The sequence below is a fragment of the Longitalea arenae genome (assembly GCF_016924755.1).
Taxonomy (GTDB): domain Bacteria; phylum Bacteroidota; class Bacteroidia; order Chitinophagales; family Chitinophagaceae; genus Niastella; species Niastella arenae.
On record NZ_JAFFJX010000010.1, the window covers coordinates 146,162 to 163,283 of the forward strand.

Here is a 17,122-nt window from a genome sequence, read left to right on the forward strand (position 1 = left end):
GTTACCGGTCTTGCTTTTTTCATGCATATAATTCCGGGCCTTTGTGATCCGGAGATCTTGTGTTTGAAGATTTTTAAAAGGTTGGTCTGGTATTAGCGTGAAATAGTTAAAAATCCAGAAATCAGGAAATCCCGAAATCACAAATTCAAAATTATTGTTTTATTTTTGCAAAATTTTTTATAGAAAGATGTCGAATCCGCTTCAAAAACCCGCTGTACTACTGTTGGAAGATGGCACCGTTCATTACGGTAAAGCTTTTGGAAAAATAGGCACTACAGCCGGTGAAATTTGTTTCAATACCGGGATGACCGGTTACCAGGAAGTTTTTACCGATCCCAGTTATTATGGTCAGATCGTTATCATGAATAACGTTCATATTGGGAATTACGGAACCAAAGACACAGATGTTGAGTCGGATGGTGTAAAGATCCGAGGCATGATCGGTCGAAACCTGGAAGAACAATACAGCCGTAAACAGGCAAATGAATCGCTGGATCAATACCTGATCAAAAATAACATCGTTTGCATAGAGGGGGTTGATACCCGGGCGCTGGTAACCCATGTTCGCCAGAAAGGTGCTATGAACTGCATCATCTCCTCAGAAATACTCGATGTTGACCAACTGAAAGAAGAACTGAAAAAAGTGCCCAGCATGGATGGCCTGGAACTGGCCAGCAAGGTGAGCACCAATGAACCATATACCCTGGGTGATCCCAATTCACCGGTAAAGATCGCCGTACTGGATTTTGGCACCAAACAGCATATTCTGCAATGTATGGTTGAACGGGGCGCATATGTAAAAGTATTCCCCGCCAAAACGCCTGTAAGTGAACTGAAGCAATTTGCGCCCAATGGCTACTTTATTTCCAACGGTCCCGGCGACCCCGCTGCGATGGATTACGCCATTGTAACCGTTAAAGAGGTGCTGAAAGAAAAGAAGCCAACTTTTGGTATCTGTCTGGGACACCAGTTACTGGCCCTGGCCAATGACATCACTACTTTCAAAATGCACCACGGCCACCGCGGGTTGAACCATCCGGTAAAGAACCTGTTGACCGGCAAATGTGAAGTGACCACGCAAAACCACGGGTTTGGCGTTGATCCCGAGTCGGTTAAAAAGGCGAAGAACATAGAGATCACCCACGTGAACCTGAACGATAATTCTATCGAAGGTATCCGCCTGAAAGATCAGCCCGCTTTTTCGGTTCAATACCACCCCGAAAGCACGCCTGGTCCGCACGACAGCCGCTATTTGTTCGATGACTTCATTAACATGATCAAGGAATACATGAACTAATACAGAAGGGCGGGTCATTGAAAAGGCCCGCCTTTTTTCTCTATTTACATTATGAAAATAGCTATCATTAACGGTCCTAACCTGAACCTGCTGGGAAAGCGGGAGCCTGGCATTTATGGCAGTACTTCCTTTGAAGATTACCTGGTAACGCTGAAAAGTAAATATCCCCAGGTAGAGATCCTCTATTACCAAAGTAATGTGGAAGGGGAGCTGATCAATGAATTGCAACGGGTTGGCTTCGATTATGATGGCATTATTATGAATCCCGGCGGTTATACCCACACTTCTGTAGCTATTGGCGACGCTATCGCCAGTATAAAGACCCCGGTGGTAGAAGTACATATCTCCAATGTACATGCAAGGGAAGAGTTCCGTAAATTAAGCCATGTTTCGGGTAAATCGGCCGGTAGCATCATTGGGCTGGGGCTGAAGGGCTATGAGCTGGCTCTACAATATCTCATCGACCGGAAGTGATTTCTGATTTCTGATTTCGGGATTTCTGATTTTGGGATTTCTGATTTCGGGATTTTGAGATTTTCGGATTTCCGGACTTATCAGCGTGTTCAAATCTGAGCAAATCCCCAGATCTCGCAATCCCGAAACCAGAAATATGTATTTGCATGGTGGCTGAAATTTAACAAAGCCTCCCATCAGGGCCGGCAATGAATTGCAGGTCCTGGCGTTATTATTGCGAAGGATAAGTTGTTTTTTTACCATTACAAACCTGTTAAAGATGCGAACGATATTCATTGTGGTCCTGCTGGGGTTTTCGGTTTGCAGTTTTGCCCAATGGAAGGACTATAAACTTACCTCTAAAGGCGATACCCTGAACCGGATCGATAAGATCGGCCGGAAATGGGGCCCCTGGAAGCACCATTATGACAATGTACGGGGCGAACCCGGCTATGAAGAAGAGGGCTGGTATGAAAAGGACCGTAAAGAGGGTGAATGGCGCCTGTATTCGCTTATGGGCGACCTGGTAGGCATCGAGTATTATAAATGGGGTTTGAAGGACAGCATCTGCCGTTATTTTACCAAGGATGGAGCCTTAAGGCTTGAACAAAGCTGGCGTGCTTTGAACCCCGATAAGGAATATGATACCCTCGAAATTGAAGATCCCGACAAATTTGATACTTACCGCACGGTGATCGTTAAGAACGAAGGCGCCGCTATTAAACACGGCATCTGGAAATATTATGATCCGGTGAGCGGGCGGGTTATTCGCTCTGAAATGTACACCCTGGGAAAACTGGAACAGGAAGCCAAGAGCGAACCGGTAACCACCGAAAAGAAACCGGTAGCCAAACCAAAAGAAGTTGTGGAGTTTGAAAAGAAGAATGCCGGGAAAAAGAAAGTGAGGTATAAAGATGGAACGACCGGAGGTTAATTAGCTAATTTGCTGATGTGCTAATATGCCAATGAAATACAATTTTAAAAAAAAGCCCCGCCAAAAACATTTGGCGGGGCCTTTTTATACAGTGATGCTTTTAGAAATTCATCAGCACATAAGCTAATCAGCAAATCAGCACATTAGTTTTTGGTGAAACGGCTGATCACCGTAATGGAGCCGGCCTGTGCTTTCAGGATATAAACGCCTTTTCCAAGTGTGCTTACATCTATAGAGGTATTGAGGGCGTTACCATCAGAAGCAAGATTGTTCCGCCTGATCACTCGTCCGTTCATATCGATGATCTGTAAGCCGATAGAACCGTTCATGCCCTGGGGCAGCTGCACCTGTAACATGTCTTTTACCGGGTTGGGGAATACCTGCAGGCTGCTGCCCGACTCACCGCCAAATTTAACGATGAGCGTTTTGCTGTAGGATTGTTTGCCATCAATATCCTGCATCAACAAACGGTAATAATTATTGCCAGACAAAATCGGCGACTGATCTGCAAATGAATAGTTCTTAGCTGTAATGCTATTACCTGCAGCGGCTACCTGGCCGATGGCTTTATAGGTCTTACCATCGCTGCTGCGCTCAATAACAAACTGCTTCACATTTTCTTCGCTCGACGTCTGCCACAGCAATACTACTTTGTTGCTTTGTTTTTGTGCATAGAAGTTCGACAACACCAGGGGCAGGGGCGTACCGTCGTTTTGGAAGGCAGCCACTAAAAAATCGCTGGGCGCTCCTGGTCCGGTACCACCCGCCAGATAAATGCGGTTGCCATACAACTTTACAGCGTAACCGAACTCTTCGTCAGTGCCGAGATCAGCAGTAACTATGCCGTCGCCATCGAAAGTGGCGGCATCCAGGCTGCCATTCGCGTTATAGCGTAACAACAAAAGCCTGAAATCAGCACTTATAGGTTCCAAACTGCCGCCGATAATTATTTTACCATCGCTTTGCAATGCGATGGAGCGACCGTCTTCATCTGAATTCACGGTGCCCGGTGCAAAGTCGAATATTATTATTCCATCATTATCACCATCGCCATTAAAGCTGGCATCAGGGATACCTGTGGTGGTCAAACGAACGGTAGCAATATCATTGTTGGTCACCGCAACAGCTTTGGATTCTCCGGTCATCACCAGTTTCCCATCGGGTTGTAAAGCAATGGCATTGCTTTCGTCGTTGGAACCGGCAACACCACCATTGGCGATATCTATAATCGCAATACCGCTGGTACCATAACCATTGTCAAGTGTTCCGTCTGTATTATACCGTACGGCCGTATAGTTGCCGTTGGCGCCTATATTACTGGTGCCACCTGCAATGATCTTTCCATCCTGTTGTACTACTACGCCTGTTGCCTGGTCATTGCCACTGATAGCGGTTGTTACGATACCACCGGTGCCAAAACCGCCGTCGGGATTTCCGTTTGCATCGTATCGTACTACTGCAAAATCATTGTTCGTTCCGTTGTGACTGAAGCCTGCCACTATGATCTTACCATCACTTTGAACGGTTATGGCCCTGGCTTCATCATGTCCGCTGCCAATGGGTGTTAATACCCATCCACCCGTACCAAAGCCGGCATCAGGCGTACCGTTTGGCTGTAGTTTCAGGAGGGCAAAATCCCTGGTAGCGTCATAGGAGAAGCCTGCTACCAGGATGGAGTTATCACTTAAAACAGTTATTGCAAAGGGAACTGCATTATTCTGTGCACCGGCATCTTCTCTTAAATGAACGATACCACCGGTGCCAAAAGAAGCATCGAGTGAACCATCAGGCAAATAGCGTACAATGGTCATGTATTCATCGGTGGTATACGTAGCTACCACAATTCGTCCGTCATTATGCGTACCAATAGCCTGGCCATAATCGCTATTGGCAGGAACTATATTGTTTATGACATAACCAGGCGTTCCGGCTGGCGCGGGATTGAACGTGGGGTCCAGGGCTCCAACCTGGGCGCTTAGGTACAGGCATAGAAATAACGCTGTAAGAGTAGAGGTAACCTTCTTCATATTATTTATTGTTCTTTAGAATTTAGCTAACCAAGGACATAGAAGATCGGATATACGTATTAACCGGATACACGTTTTCAAAGGATGATAGGGGCTATAAACTCATAATGGGATGGGACATCAGGATCTGCCAGGTATTCTCGTCAGGTTAAAGGAATAATGGTAAAAAAGCACAGTTCGTGTGTGGAGATTAGATAGTGATAGGAAATTCAAAGGAATCGTGGCGCTATATTAGAAAGAAAAATCCAGATTAGGAAATGGAGCCGGCTCTTTTACTTGCAGGCGGTCGCAAAAATAGTATAAATGTCCATATAACGATAATCAATTATTCGCACAGCGCTATCTGCTGAAAATATATCATTGATAATTGTAATGCCATTCAATGTAAAAGGGGATTTTTCATCAGAACAGCCGGGTTTCAGATAATTGATGGGGAAATCAAAAAGCTACATAGTAATTTTACTGTATTATGAGATCAACTACCATTTTCTTCTGGATCCCTTTTGTTGTCGCATTTGTCGGTTTTTTCTTGCGTGCATGCCATTAGAATCAGCCGCAAAAAAAATCGCTTCCTGTTGCATAACAGGAAGCGATAAAGAGGTGCGCTACTTGCTCTGGCCATGCAAAGGAAGTATGGCACACCTGCGAGAATACTATTAGAATCCTTTTTTCTGCTCTTGTGCTTTTTGCATAGGCGTAATACCGGTTGATTGTCCGCGCGCCTGTTGTTTATGCTTGAACGCCGCAAATTTCGACGGAGCAGGCATGGTGCCCCAGTTGTTATTGGCTTCATTGATATCAGCAGTTTCACGCATGGGATCCAGTTTCAGCGCGGCCACTTCTTTATCTTTCATGAACACCTTGCTGACTTTCTTTTCATTCAGACGCCAGATCTGCACCGGGATGCGGTCCACTTCTTTGGTGCCATCTTTAAAGGTCCACTCTACAATAATAGGCATTACCAGTCCGCCTTTATTGCTGAATGATACTTCATAAAAATGTTTGCCGGCCAATTTCTGTTTGGTGGCATCGTCTGCTGCTTCAACACTGGCAGGAACCGGTACCTGGTAAGTAGCGGTATCATATGGCTCTATGCCGCGGGCGTATCTCCAGTAAAAATCGCGCAGCGTAGTATCCTGGTCGGTCAGGAACTGAATGCTTTTATCGTCGCGGTTGCGTTGTTTTGAGATATCGGGATTGGTAGAACCCATCGGCCGGTCCAGTTTCCTGAAAACAACAGTATCGCCCAATTGTGAAGGCTTTGCATTCAGATCGGCTGTAAAGTATTTTACCGAATCAATGGCCAGATCACAGGGATCGGTACCAAAGAACCAACCTCGCCAGAACCAGTCGAGGTCTTCGCCGGATGCATCTTCCATGGTGCGGAAGAAATCGGCAGGTTCCGGATGTTTAAAGGCCCAGCGGCGTGCATATTCTTTAAAAGCATAGTCGAACAGCTCGCGGCCCATGATGGTCTCCCGTAACATATTCAAACCGGTTGCCGGTTTGGTGTAGGCGTTCGGACCGAAACCGACGATGTTCTCAGAATTCGACATAATAGGTTCCAGCTGGTCTTTGGGCAGTTTCATATAATCAACGATCGCCCAGGCCGGTCCTTTTCCACGAACCGGGAATTTATTATCATACAATTCTTCTGTGAGGTATTCAACAAAGGAGTTCAGGCCTTCGTCCATCCAGCTCCACTGGCGCTCATCACTGTTAATGATCATCGGGAAAAAGTTATGACCTACTTCGTGGATGATCACTCCCAGCATACCATATTTGGTAGCTTCACTGTAGGTGCCATCTTTATCGGTACGGCCATAGTTGAAGCAGATCATGGGGTATTCCATACCATTGGAGGCTTCTACGCTTTGTGCCACCGGGTAGGGGTAGGGGATGGTGAATTTAGAATAACTTTTAATGGTATGCGCCACCGCTTTGGTGGAAAATTTACTGTACAGGCCATACGCTTCTTTGCCGTAAAAGCTCATGCACATTACTTTTTTGCTTTCTACATAGGCAGGCATGGCGTCCCATACGAATTTGCGGGAAGAGGTCCAGGCAAAATCACGCACATTATCGGCTTTGAAGATCCAGGTTTTTTTTGCTTTGCTTTTTTGCGTTTCTGCCTTCTTCGCTTCTTCGAGGGTTACGATCTGCACGGGTTCTTTAGCGGTTGTGGCTTTGGTATAACGCGCCATTTGGGTGGGGGTCAATACCTGCGCATAGTTCTGGCATTCACCAGTGCTGCCCACCATATGATCGGCAGGTACTGTCATCTGCACTTTGAAATTGCCAAAGGTCAAAGCAAATTCGCCGCGGCCGGTGAACTGGTGGTTCTGCCATCCCTGGAAATCGCTGTATACGCACAAACGGGGATACCATTGGGCCATGGTGAACAGGTAATTGCCATCTTCGGGAAAAAATTCGTAGCCGCCGCGGCCGCCATATTTGAAGCGGTCGGCGATCTTGTAATTCCAACTGATATTAAAAGTGAACTTCTGACCGGGTTTTAAGGCCGTGGGCAGTTCAACCCGCATCATCGTCTTGTTAATGGTATACTTCAATGTACTCCCGGCTATATCTGTTATTTTAACAATATTAAAACCATAGCCATTATCTGAATTAGCTTCTTCGAGCCTGTCTACCATTCCGGCATTCAACTCCCGGGGCATGGTGCTGCCGGTTTGATAGTTGGCGTTCTTCGTGGAGCTGTGCTGGTTCTCATCGAGCTGCAACCACAAATAGGTAAGTGTATTGGGTGAGTTGTTAAAATAATTAATGGTCTCGCTGCCGGTTAGCTTCAGGTTCGCCTCATCGAGCTCGCATTTGATATCGTAATCGCAGCGTTGCTGCCAGTACTTAGGACCAGGCGCGCCGCTGGCGGTGCGATATTCGTTGGGGGTTGGCAGTATAGTACCTAACTGCTCGAATTTATTTCCGTGGTTTGAGCCCGGATTGTTCTGTATATTCTGGCCCTGTACGCCCTTATACAGACCTGCTACAGCCAATACCAGAAACAAGAACTGTTTTTTCTGATTCATCATCGTAGTTTTTTTGATATGGGAATCTTTGGTATGCCCAAAATAGTGAAATGACCAAAATTAAGGCAGATGCAGCCTGCAACCACAGCTTTCGTGATAATTTTAATAATTGAACCACCAGGTAAGACAGCAACAAAACCACCAGCACAATGAGCAGCTGCGCTACCTCAATACCAATATTGAAGGCCAGCAGGTCTGCCACCAGATTGTCTTTTCCTTCCATACTGAGGATCGTCTCTGCATAGGCGAGCCCATGGATGAGGCCAAAGAAAAGCGCAAAGAAATAGATGAGGGGCAGCCGCTTTGTTGGTTCTGCTTTGAATTGTGTTATATTATTAACGCAGGTGGCGGCTATGGTAAGCGGAATCAGGAATTCGATCCAGGTGGCATTTACCTGGATATAATTCAGGGCGCTCAACGCCAGCGTCAATGAGTGGCCAATGGTGAAAGCCGTTACCAGCACCACCACTTTTTTCCAGTCCTTCCACAGGTACCGGAGGCATAAAGCGGTTACGAACAGGATATGATCCAGTGCGTCGGGGGTAAGAATGTGCTCAACACCTAATTGAAAATAAATGGTAAAATCCTGCATAGTGCCGAAATGGTGTTAAAATAATTAAGAGATTTGTAACCTTAAAATTTTCATGTTTAATGGTAATACTCCTGTATAAATGGTTGTTCCTGCTGTCGGCTTTCCTGCATGAAGCGGATGTTGTGTTATCGCGCGCCGGGGTCCGTCATCCATTATATGTAAGTGTTACAGAGATTAACCACAATGCAGCGGACAAAAACCTGGAAATAAGCTGTAAGCTTTTTACCGACGATTTTGAGAAAACGCTGGCAAATATTTATCAAACCAGGGTGGATCTTACGGCCCCTGCCAATAAAGCGCTGGCTGATAAAATGGTGATGGAATATATCAAAAGCCATTTGCTGTTGAAGCTCGACAATAAAGCCGTTACCTTGTCATTCGTGGGTTTTGAAAAGGAGAACGATGCGGTATGGAGCTATTTTGAGGTGCAAAATACGGCGGCGCCTAAAAAGATCGACGTTGTAAATACCATCCTCTACGAATCCTTCGATAAGCAAATAAACCTGATGCATGTGACCGTTGGTGGCAACCGCAAAAGTTACCGGCTGAACAATCCTGACAAAGAAGCTTCCTTTCAATTCACCCCCTGACCTTCTAAGGAGGACCTGTATTTCATCAGCTCATTACCAAATCAGCAAATAAGCACATTGCCAATTACACTTCGTCTTCTTCGTTGTCTTCCATTTCTTCTTTAATATCCTCTGAAGGAGTAACAAGCACTTTATCGATGCGCTGGGCATCCATATCAATGATCTCGAATTGAAAATCTTTCCACTCCATGGTATCGCCGATATGTGGTATACGTTCGAGCTGGTGCAGGATAAAGCCTGCCAGGGTGTCGAATTCCTGTTCCACTTCGCTCATCCATTCTGCTTTGGAAAAATAACTCAGGAAATTATAGAAAGGGATCTGGGCATCTACCAGGTAGCTGCCATCCTTGCGCTTTACTATTTCATAGTAATCATCATCTGGTTGTGGCATTTCACCTACGAGGGCCGTTAAAATGTCGTTCAGGGTCACCATTCCCTGCAGGCTTCCATATTCATCTACGATAAAACAGGAGTTCACGCGTTGCTGTTTGAACCTTTCCAGCAGGCGGTAGGCCGTAATGTTCTCCGGTACGAAGAGGGCCGGTTTCATAATGGATTTAAAAGCCGTAAAGTCATTGGTAACATACAGGTCCTTCAATGACACAATGCCTTTGATATTATCCAGGTCCTTATCGCAGATAGGGTATACGGAATGCGGCTCATGAATGATCTTGTCGCGGATGGAATCCTCCGTATCGTTCAGATCGAACCACATGATATCGCTGCGGTGGGTCATGAGCGAGGTGATATTGCGGTCGCTGAGGTGAAAGACCCGTTCAATGATCTCCTGTTCCACTTCCTCAATGGCGCCCTGTTCCGTTCCTTCGCTGATGATGGCTTTAATCTCCTCTTCCGTTACCGAATTGTCGGAAGTGGATTTTACATTCAGGATCTTCAGGAATAAATTACTGGTCTTGTTCAACAACCATACAAAGGGATGGGTAAGCTTTGAAAAGGCCAGTACCGGTAATACCACGATACGGGCGATCTTTTCGGCCTTTATCAAACCGATGCGTTTGGGGATCAGTTCACCGAATACAATAGATAAAAATGTAACGATTATAACAATGATCGTAGTGGCCACTGTTTGGGCATAAGGCCGCAACAATTCAATTCTTTCAATAGAAGGTTCCAGGTATTTGCCAAATCGTTCGCCTGAGTACACACCCGTAAGGATCGCAATAAGGGTAATACCAATTTGTGCCGCCGATAAAAAGATCTCCGGGTTATTGGCCAGGTCCAGGGCCTTGCGGGCTGTGTCATCCCCCTTATTGGCCAGGTTCTCTAACCGGGATTTGCGGGCTGATACCAGGGCTATTTCAGACATTACAAATAAACCATTCAATAAGATCAACGCCAGTAATATGAATATTTCCATTAGCCGGTTGGTTTGGTTAAACTAAGATACTGTAAGCATTCCTATTCGTTTATGAAATAGTTTGCTTAGTAAAAAACCTATTCCGCAACCCAGGAGCGCCCCGCAAAATACATCAAAAGGGTAATGTACCCCTACATAAACCTGGGTATAGGCAATAATAAAGGCCCAAACAAAGAATAGACCGGCCCATTTGCCAATAGCAGGCCGCAAAGTGGCAAAAAAGAACATGGCCTGGGCAAAATGGTTGGTAGCATGGGAAGAAGTAAAACTGCTGCTGCGTGGACAATAATTGATAAAGAATCGCAATTGGGGGCCCATAATTTCATCGCGGCAGGGCCTTGTTCTTATAATGAATGGTTTTATGAGCTGACTGCTGATCAGGTCGCTCAGGGCGGCGCACAAAATGACGCCCATGACCCACCACCAGCCTTTGATGCCGAAATTACCGGTCACAAACAAGAGCAGGAACAGGTAGAGGGGTACCCAGGTAAGGGTCTCGCGCATAAAGGGCAGTACCGTATCTAAGAAAGAAGTGCTCCAGTCCTGGTTAATATGGGTGATCAGCCATGCATCAAAGGGCTGAATTAGTTGCCAAAATGTTAATAGGAAGGCGGGTGGATCAACAATCATAATTGCAAAAATAAATACTATAATTTTAGGTCTTATTTGTTATTTACAACGTATGGCGAAAATTCCTAAACTGATCCGGTGGATACTATGGACTGGCCTGATCTTCCTTATTTTATTCACGCTCATGAGGCTGGGGTTATTTATTCTTTCAGACCAGCAAAGTTATGGTCTTACCCAATTGGGCGGGGCTTTTTTCCTGGGTTTGCGGTATGACCTCCGCATGATCTCGTGGTTACTGGTGGCAATGCTTGTATTGGGCAGTATACCGGTGCTGCATCCTTTTTCGAGCAGCAGGGGCAAGAAATTCTGGATGATCACCCTGGGAGCGGTCACTTTATTTGTACTTTTCTTCTTTTCCGTTGATTTTGCACATTATGCCTACCTCGAACAGCGGCTCAATGCCAGTGTATTGAATTACCTGGAAGATGCCCGTATTTCGATGGGCATGGTATGGCAATCATATCCCATTATAAGGATGGTGCTGGGCGTATTGCTGTTTGCCGCCCTGCTGATTTGGGTCTTACACCGCACGCACCGCAAGGTGGGCAAGCAATCCTTTATGGGAACAAGACGCAGCCGCATTATTTCTTTTGCCATCTGCTTTCTGCTTTGCGGCTTTTTTATTTTCGGCAGGTTCGATCAATATCCCTTGCGCTGGAGCGATGCTTTTGCGCAGGGCAGCGATTATAAAGCTTACCTGGCCCTGAACCCCTTTGAAAGCTTTTTCAGCACGCTCAAGTTCAGGCACAGCACCTATGATGAAAAAAAGGTGAAGGCTTTTGCCCCGGTGATCGCCGAGCATTTCAATATTCCGCCAAATGCTCCTTTCCCTGCAGCTTTTACCCGCACGGTAACACCGCGGCCGGGCGCTTTGACCACACAACCCAATATTGTGCTGGTGATTTGTGAATCGTTCAGCGCCTATAAAAGCTCCATGTATGGCAATCCATTGAATACCACGCCCTTTTTTGACAGCTTATGCCGGCAGGGCATCTTTTTCGACCGTTGTTTTACGCCTACTTATGGCACGGCCCGCGGGGTATGGGCAACGGTCACGGGTACACCCGATGTGGAAATGCCTAAAACGGCCAGCCGCAACCCGGCCGCCGTTAACCAGCATACCATCATCAACGATTTTACAGGCTATGAAAAATTTTACTTTTTGGGCGGAAGCACCAGCTGGGCCAATATCCGTGGCGTGCTCACCAATAATATAGATGGACTTCATTTGTACGAGCAGGAAGATTATACCGCAGAAAAGATCGATGTGTGGGGCATCAGTGATAAGAACCTGTTCCTGGAAGCCAATAAAGTGCTGGCCCAGCAGCAAAAGCCATTTTTCGCCATTATTCAAACGGCCGATAACCACCGGCCATATACGATTCCGGAAGAAGACCTCAAGGAGTTTAAAAAGATCCAGGCGCCGGCTGATTCGCTGGCTAAATATGGCTTTGAATCCCTGGCCGAGATGAACGCTTTCCGTTACACCGATTTCGGGTACCAGAAATTTATGGAAGCTGCCCGTAAGGAGAAATATTTCAACAATACCATTTTTGTGTTCATTGGCGATCATGGCATTCCCGGCAATGCCGATGCGCTCTTCCCGAAATCCTGGACGGCCCAGCGGCTCACTACCATGCATGTGCCATTGTTGTTCTATGCGCCGGGACTGCTAACGCCCCGCCGCATCAATACCATCAGTTCGCAAACCGATGTGTTGCCTACCATCGCGGGGCTCTGCAATATGAAATATACCAACAGTACGCTTGGTAAAGATCTGCTTGATTCCACCACCAAAGGCTTTGCTTTTATTTTTGACCCGGATAACAGCATGACCGGCGTGGTGAAAGGTGATTATCTGTACCGCAAGCAACTGGTGACAAAAAAAGCGGAGCTGGTTTCCATTATCAACAATGAGCCTGTTCCGGATGATGCCGAACATGCTGCCATTGCGCATGAGATGCAGGTGCTTACCGATGCTTTGTATGAGACGGCGAAGTATATGTTGCTCAATAATAAGAAAGGAGGGAAGTAAGAGCAATGTGCTGATATGCTGATTTGCTGATGTGCTGATGCCTGAACGCTGAGCAATGTGCTGATGTGCTGATGTGCTGATTTGCTAATATGCTGATGTGCTGATGCCTGAACGCTGAGCAATGTGCTGATGTGCTGATTTGCTAATATGCTGATGTGCTGATGCCTGACCGCGCAAGCTGTATTTCATTAGCACATTAGCACATCAGCAAATTAGCTAATTCTTCTCCGCTATCATGATCATCCGCGGGGACTGCTTAATATCGTAAGCGTTCAGATGATAGTCGCCATACACCTCCTTTAGCTGCAGGTCGTAAAAAGCAAACATATCGTTGAAATCGCCGAGAGAGAATTTGGCCACTTTCTCGGTGAATTCCAGCGGAGCGTCCAGCGCTTCGTCTTCGATCTCTATCTTTTTATAGAAATGCGTTTCATCGAACCATTTAGTAAGGTAATAGGTAACATCCTCTATTACCTTTTCCTGTTTGTGCACCAGGTGGTCTTCGGCAAAATGCACGTTCAGGTAATCAATTACGAGGGTGCCGCCATGCACGAGGGAGCCGGCAATGGTCCGGATGGCGTTGTAATGTTCACGTTCCGTTCGGAAATAGCCGAAGCTGGTGAAAAAGTTGAAAGCGTAGTCGAAATAATTGATCCAGAAAGGCAGGCGCATATCATGTTCAAAAAATTGCAGGTGGCCATTTTCCAGCCGGCGGGCGATGCTGATGCTGTCGGGAGCCAGGTCGATACCGGTAACATCATAACCTTTCGATGCCAGGAATTTCGCATGGCGGCCGCGGCCGCAGCCCACATCCAGCAGCTTTGACCGTTCAGCCGGTTGCAGTTTCCCGAGCAACCTGGTCATAAAGGCAGCCGCTTCCTGGTCGTCGTGTTCAAAGTATAATTTATGGTAATAAGGCGAATTGAACCACTCTTTAAACCAGTTGCTGCTGTTGAACATGGGTATTGAAAGTTTACACAAAAGTAGGGCCTAAGGATTTTTGATTTTGAGATTTCGAGATTTCTGATTTTGGGATTTTGGGATTTTGGGATTTTGGGATTGCGCGGGGGCGCGGCGCTTAAGCAAATGGTGAAATCCTGAATGAGAAATCTGAAATCGCATAACCGGTTGATAAGCTAATAATTATTCATTGTTTTCCACATCCCGCAACTCATATCTGAAATGTCTTTAATTTTCACTTATCTTCACTTTTCTTATTCCCGATCCTGTAAAATACCTGAATCTGGTACTCCCTGCTAACGGCCAAACACTTATTTTTGTAATTATTACTGTTAAACCCTGTTATTGTGGCATTGATTAAAAGTATATCAGGTATTCGTGGAACGATCGGAGGTAAAACCGGAGAAAATCTCACTCCCCTTGATGTGGTAAAGTTTTCCGCCGCCTTTGGTAGTTGGGTGCTTGAAAAAAATTCGGGCAATAAAATTGTTATCGGCCGCGATGGCCGGATCAGCGGCGCTATGGTACAGCAACTAGTAGTTAGTACGCTAACAGGGCTGGGCATAGACGTGGTTGACATTGGTTTGTCTACCACCCCAACCGTTGAAATGGCGGTTGTTTGGGAAAAAGCAGCCGGTGGAATTATCATTACCGCCAGCCATAATCCCAAAGAATGGAATGCATTAAAGCTGCTGAACGAACACGGTGAATTCATCAGTGGGGCCGATGGCGCGCTGGTGCTGCAAAAAGCCCAGGAGGAAGATTTTAATTTTGCTTCGGTAGATAAGCTGGGCACTTACTCAGTCAACGAAACCTACATACAAAAGCATATTGATGTCATTGTGAACTATCCGCTGGTAGATGTTGAAAGCATCCGCCAGAAACAATATAAAGTGGTAGTGGATGTAGTGAACTCAACCGGGGCGCTGGCTATTCCGCCACTGTTGACCGCACTGGGCATTGAAGAGGTGATCGTCTTGAATGAAGAGATCACCGGTAAGTTTGCCCATAATCCGGAGCCATTACCAGAAAACCTTACCGCGTTAAGCGCGGCGGTACGTAAGCACAAGGCCGATCTGGGCATTGCAGTTGATCCTGATGTGGATCGCCTTTGTTTTGTTTGTGAAGACGGCAGCATGTTCGGCGAAGAATATACCCTGGTGGCGGTGGCCGATTACGTACTGAGCAAAAAAGTAGGTAATACAGTGAGCAATATGAGCAGCACCAAGGCGCTGAAAGAGATCACCATCAAACATGGCGGAGAATATTATCCTTCTGCTGTAGGCGAGGTGAATGTGGTGAATAAAATGAAAGAAGTAGGGGCGGTCATTGGCGGCGAAGGCAATGGGGGCATCATTGTTCCCGACCTGCATTATGGCCGTGATGCGCTCATCGGGATCGGCTTATTCCTGAGCTCCCTGGCTACCCATAAAAACGGCATCCGCTCCTTCAGGACCCGGTACCCCGATTATTTCATCTCAAAGAATAAGATCGAGCTGCAGAACGGCATCGATGTGAAAGAGATCTTTGAGAAGATAAAAACCAAATACAAGAACCAGCCCGTGAATACGGAAGACGGTTTAAAGATAGAATTTGATAGTGACTGGGTTCACCTACGTACATCGAATACCGAGCCCATTATCCGGATCTATGCAGAAAGCAGCTTTGAAACAACAGCCAATAATATTGCGCTTCGGTTGATGCATGATATTAAGGAGTTTTTGTAGTCGAGCATTCCGATGGTGTAATAACCGGTTTAAGTCTTGCAAAAAACACCGGCTTCTTTTGAAAAATATCAGTCGAACTGCGTAATTTTTTGAACATTTAATGGTGTACGATTGTTTTTGATGGTAAGCGTGTAATTCAGGTACGGTAAAAAATCTTTTCAAATATTTTTTTCAATTTTGCTCCGCTCTTTGCGGAGCTTTTTTATTTAAACAAAACTACATGTCAAGTCTGCCTACACGCATTTACTTAGATAATGCTGCAACAACGCCGCTCGACCCCGCGGTGCTGGAGGCTATGATGCCTTACTTTACCGAAAAGTTTGGTAACCCGTCTTCCATTTATTCTTATGGACGGGAAAGCCGGCTGGCTATTGAAACCGCCCGGAAGACCGTAGCAAAGATCCTGAATGCACATCCGGCCGAGATCTTCTTCACCTCCGGCGGAACAGAAAGTTCCAATACGGCTATCAGCGCGGCGATCCACGACCTGGGCTGCCGTCATATCATTACTTCGCCGATCGAACACCATGCCACTTCGCACACGGTAGAACATTTATACCGCCACAGTGAAGCGGCTTTGAGTTTTGTAAAGCTGCTGCCCAATGGGCATATTGATATGGAAGACCTGGAGCGGCTGCTGGCAGGCAGCACCGAAAAATGCCTGGTCACCCTCATGCATGCCAATAATGAAATAGGTAATATGCTCGACCTGCATGCAGTGGGTAACCTCTGTAAAATGTATGGCGCCATCTTTCATTCCGACACGGTGCAAACCGTTGGGCATTTCCCCTTCGACCTGCGGAATACCCCTGTGCATTTTATCACCGGCGCCGGTCATAAGTTCCATGGGCCAAAAGGCGTAGGCATCCTGTATATAAATGAAAATGTAAAGATCAAACCATATATCCACGGAGGCGCGCAGGAACGCAATATGCGGGCCGGAACCGAAAACCTCTATGGTATTGTGGGTTTTGCCAAAGCTCTTGAGCTGGCTGCCGAACGTTACGAAGCAGACAGCAGCTATATTAAAGAGCTGAAAATATATATGATGGAGCAGGTGAAAAAGGCCGTGCGCGGCGTTTCCTTCAATGGAGATCCTTTGGGCCGAAGCCTTTACACCGTCCTGAGCGTTTCATTCCCCAAAACAGAGAAGTCAGAAATGATCCTGTTTAACCTGGATATGAATAATATTTGTGTCAGCGGCGGCAGTGCCTGCACCAGCGGGGCCGACCAGGGCTCACATGTTATTCGCGCTATCAATAATAATCCCAACCAGGTTACAGTGCGCTTTTCATTCAGTAAACATAATACCAAAGAAGAAATTGATCTTGTGGTGGAGAAACTGAAGGACATGATCTAGCCTTCATGCCTCCCTCCGGTTTTGGTTACCAATACGGCTCTTTTGCTATCAAATAAGAATAGACGTCCCGAGAGATCGGGATGTCTTTTTTT

General features: G+C 46.3%; 13 protein-coding genes. 7 read left to right on the top strand and 6 right to left on the bottom strand.

The features are described from left to right. Positions 1 to 187 precede the first annotated feature (187 nt). The 3 genes from carA to JT717_RS19550 all read left to right on the top strand — a co-directional run bounded on the left by carA (position 188) and on the right by JT717_RS19550 (position 2,684). Positions 188 to 1,297, top strand: a complete 1,110-nt coding sequence (carA, locus tag JT717_RS19540) for a glutamine-hydrolyzing carbamoyl-phosphate synthase small subunit (RefSeq protein ID WP_205512718.1) — start codon at positions 188 to 190, stop codon at positions 1,295 to 1,297. A gap of 51 nt (positions 1,298 to 1,348) precedes the next feature. Continuing rightward, positions 1,349 to 1,771, top strand: a complete 423-nt coding sequence (aroQ, locus tag JT717_RS19545) for a type II 3-dehydroquinate dehydratase (protein WP_205512719.1) — start codon at positions 1,349 to 1,351, stop codon at positions 1,769 to 1,771. 259 nt (positions 1,772 to 2,030) lie between these two features. Then, entirely contained in the window at positions 2,031 to 2,684 is a 654-nt protein-coding gene (locus tag JT717_RS19550; RefSeq protein ID WP_205512720.1) for a toxin-antitoxin system YwqK family antitoxin, read from the top strand. A gap of 143 nt (positions 2,685 to 2,827) precedes the next feature. Here JT717_RS19550 and JT717_RS19555 read toward each other — a convergent pair whose 3' ends face one another. The 3 genes from JT717_RS19555 to JT717_RS19565 all read right to left on the bottom strand — a co-directional run bounded on the left by JT717_RS19555 (position 2,828) and on the right by JT717_RS19565 (position 8,350). Continuing rightward, complete coding sequence (locus JT717_RS19555) at positions 2,828 to 4,711, bottom strand: T9SS type A sorting domain-containing protein (protein WP_205512721.1); 1,884 nt, start codon at positions 4,709 to 4,711, stop codon at positions 2,828 to 2,830. 656 nt (positions 4,712 to 5,367) lie between these two features. Continuing rightward, positions 5,368 to 7,761: a M1 family metallopeptidase gene (locus tag JT717_RS19560; RefSeq protein ID WP_205512722.1), complete on the bottom strand. Its 2,394-nt coding sequence runs from the start codon at positions 7,759 to 7,761 to the stop codon at positions 5,368 to 5,370. Continuing rightward, on the bottom strand, positions 7,703 to 8,350 hold the full coding sequence (locus tag JT717_RS19565) for a HupE/UreJ family protein (protein ID WP_205512723.1): 648 nt from the start codon (positions 8,348 to 8,350) through the stop codon (positions 7,703 to 7,705). The genes JT717_RS19560 and JT717_RS19565 overlap by 59 nt, the downstream gene beginning before the upstream one ends. A gap of 59 nt (positions 8,351 to 8,409) precedes the next feature. Between JT717_RS19565 and JT717_RS19570 the strand changes: the two genes are divergently transcribed. Continuing rightward, on the top strand, positions 8,410 to 8,940 hold the full coding sequence (locus JT717_RS19570; protein ID WP_205512724.1) for a DUF6702 family protein: 531 nt from the start codon (positions 8,410 to 8,412) through the stop codon (positions 8,938 to 8,940). Positions 8,941 to 9,004: 64 nt separating this feature from the next. On the opposite strand, the gene JT717_RS19575 is transcribed toward JT717_RS19570, so the two are convergent. Together JT717_RS19575 and JT717_RS28735 are read right to left on the bottom strand one after the other, a co-directional pair. After that, complete coding sequence (locus tag JT717_RS19575) at positions 9,005 to 10,318, bottom strand: hemolysin family protein (RefSeq protein ID WP_205512725.1); 1,314 nt, start codon at positions 10,316 to 10,318, stop codon at positions 9,005 to 9,007. A gap of 21 nt (positions 10,319 to 10,339) precedes the next feature. Continuing rightward, complete coding sequence (locus tag JT717_RS28735; protein ID WP_205512726.1) at positions 10,340 to 10,948, bottom strand: phosphatase PAP2 family protein; 609 nt, start codon at positions 10,946 to 10,948, stop codon at positions 10,340 to 10,342. 52 nt (positions 10,949 to 11,000) lie between these two features. Between JT717_RS28735 and JT717_RS19585 the strand changes: the two genes are divergently transcribed. Further along, the gene (locus JT717_RS19585; protein ID WP_205512727.1) at positions 11,001 to 12,983 is read left to right on the top strand and encodes an LTA synthase family protein; all 1,983 of its coding nucleotides are present in this window, start codon (positions 11,001 to 11,003) and stop codon (positions 12,981 to 12,983) included. A gap of 216 nt (positions 12,984 to 13,199) precedes the next feature. On the opposite strand, the gene JT717_RS19590 is transcribed toward JT717_RS19585, so the two are convergent. Next, the gene (locus JT717_RS19590; RefSeq protein ID WP_205512728.1) at positions 13,200 to 13,943 is read right to left on the bottom strand and encodes a class I SAM-dependent methyltransferase; all 744 of its coding nucleotides are present in this window, start codon (positions 13,941 to 13,943) and stop codon (positions 13,200 to 13,202) included. 347 nt (positions 13,944 to 14,290) lie between these two features. On the opposite strand from JT717_RS19590, the gene glmM reads away from it, so the two are divergent. Both glmM and JT717_RS19600 read left to right on the top strand, forming a co-directional pair. Beyond that, positions 14,291 to 15,670, top strand: coding sequence for a phosphoglucosamine mutase (glmM, locus tag JT717_RS19595; protein ID WP_205512729.1), 1,380 nt, complete (start codon positions 14,291 to 14,293; stop codon positions 15,668 to 15,670). Positions 15,671 to 15,890: 220 nt separating this feature from the next. Then, positions 15,891 to 17,030 (top strand): cysteine desulfurase family protein, encoded by a 1,140-nt coding sequence (locus JT717_RS19600; RefSeq protein ID WP_205512730.1) that lies wholly within the window; start codon positions 15,891 to 15,893, stop codon positions 17,028 to 17,030. Positions 17,031 to 17,122: the final 92 nt, after the last annotated feature.